This window comes from Ameyamaea chiangmaiensis (assembly GCF_013376175.1).
Classification (GTDB): domain Bacteria; phylum Pseudomonadota; class Alphaproteobacteria; order Acetobacterales; family Acetobacteraceae; genus Ameyamaea; species Ameyamaea chiangmaiensis.
In genome coordinates this window covers 1-1,463 of sequence record NZ_JABXXR010000299.1, presented here as the reverse complement: position 1 = coordinate 1,463, position 1,463 = coordinate 1, and the positions used below count along the sequence as shown (strand labels likewise).

General features: G+C 67.3%; 2 protein-coding genes. Both read left to right on the top strand.

Annotated features, from left to right (window positions below; genetic code table 11):
• On the top strand, positions 1–519 hold a 519-nt coding region (locus HUK82_RS16565), incomplete at its 5' end, for a tetratricopeptide repeat protein (RefSeq protein WP_176614960.1).
• Between the two features lie 349 nt (positions 520–868).
• Positions 869–1,463 (top strand): glycosyltransferase family 9 protein (locus HUK82_RS16560; RefSeq protein ID WP_176614959.1); only part of this gene is annotated, 595 nt, incomplete at its 3' end.

Genomic DNA, 1,463 nt, shown 5'->3' with positions numbered 1-1,463 from the left:
CATCTTGGCGGCGAAGCGGGGATGGCCGCCCATGCGGCGACGCTGGCTGGTGAGGGCGCGCAGTCGTGGCTTGCCGCTCATCAGCCCAAGCGCGCCTGTGCTTCGGCCGCCACGGCGCGCCACCTTGCCGCCGACGACCCGGCCCTGCGGTTGCTGGAAGCCCGTGTGGCCCTGACATGCGACCGGGTGGCGTTGGCGTTGAGTGACCTCGCCGCACCGTTCGACGAGCCATCGCTGGAAGGGCAGGCCCTGATCGTGCGCGCGCAGGCGCTGCGCATGGCCGGACATCCGGACCAGGCGGCGGCACTGGCCGACGAGTCGCTCCGTCGTCATGCCGACGACCCCGCCGCCCTGCTGGAGCGGGGCATCGACCGGGCGCAGGCCGGGTCGCTGCGGGCCGCGCGGGCGGACTGGGAACGTGTGCTGGAGATCGCCCCGGACGCGCCGGAGGCCAATCTGGCCCGCCAGGACCTCTCGGTCATGGACGCCGATCCCGACCGCTCCGACGCGGCTCAATAAATGTAGGGAAGTTCAACGGTTTGTGTGGCGTGTCCCAGGGATGTCCTTCACGAATGCGTCAGGTGTGACCGATAACATTGGCACCGGGAAAATTCATGCTATGGTCCTTTTATGGAGCGGCAAAAGACCGGCTTCCCAAAAAAACAGAGTGCAAGAAGAACAAGAAACAAGAATAACAAGAAGAAGCTATAAGAAGGAAACTTCCAGTACGGCGTTCCCCGGCCATACGGGGCCCGGTGCTGAATTCAACCCCCGCGAGCCGCCCATAGGCAGTGTTCGCGGGGGTTTTTCATTGTGCACTGTCCGAGGTGATTTACACGCTCGGCCCGTCAGACCTACAAGCGGTGTCATGGCCCGGATTCTCGTCATCAAACTCGGCGCACTCGGCGATTTCGTGCAGGCCTTCGCCCCGTTCGCGGCGCTGCGCCGATGTCACGCCGATGACCACATCACGCTCCTGACCACGGCTCCCTTCGTCGCGCTGGCCCGCGCGTCGCCGTGGTTCGACGAGGTGCGCGTCGACACCCGGCCCCGCTGGACCGATCTCGCCGGGGTCCGGCGGCTGCGCGACCGGTTGCGCGGGTTTGACGTCATCTATGATCTCCAGACATCCGGACGCACCAGTCGCTATTTCCGGCTGGCGGGGAAGCCCCGCTTTTCGGGGATTGCCAAGGGGGCGCTGCTGCGACATGCCAATCCGTGGCGCGACGCGATGCACACCCGCGCCCGGCAGCGCGACCAGTTGAAGGTTGCCGGGCTGCGTGACGTGCCCGATCCCGATCTCGACTGGCTGACGGCAGACAGCGCGACGGTGCCGGATGTCGGGCCGGAGCCCTTCGCCCTGCTGGTCCCGGGCGCCGCCCCGCATCGTCCGGCCAAGCGCTGGCCGGTGCAGCGTTTCGCGGAACTGGCGGTGCGGTTGCAGGCGCGCGGCCTGCGTCCGG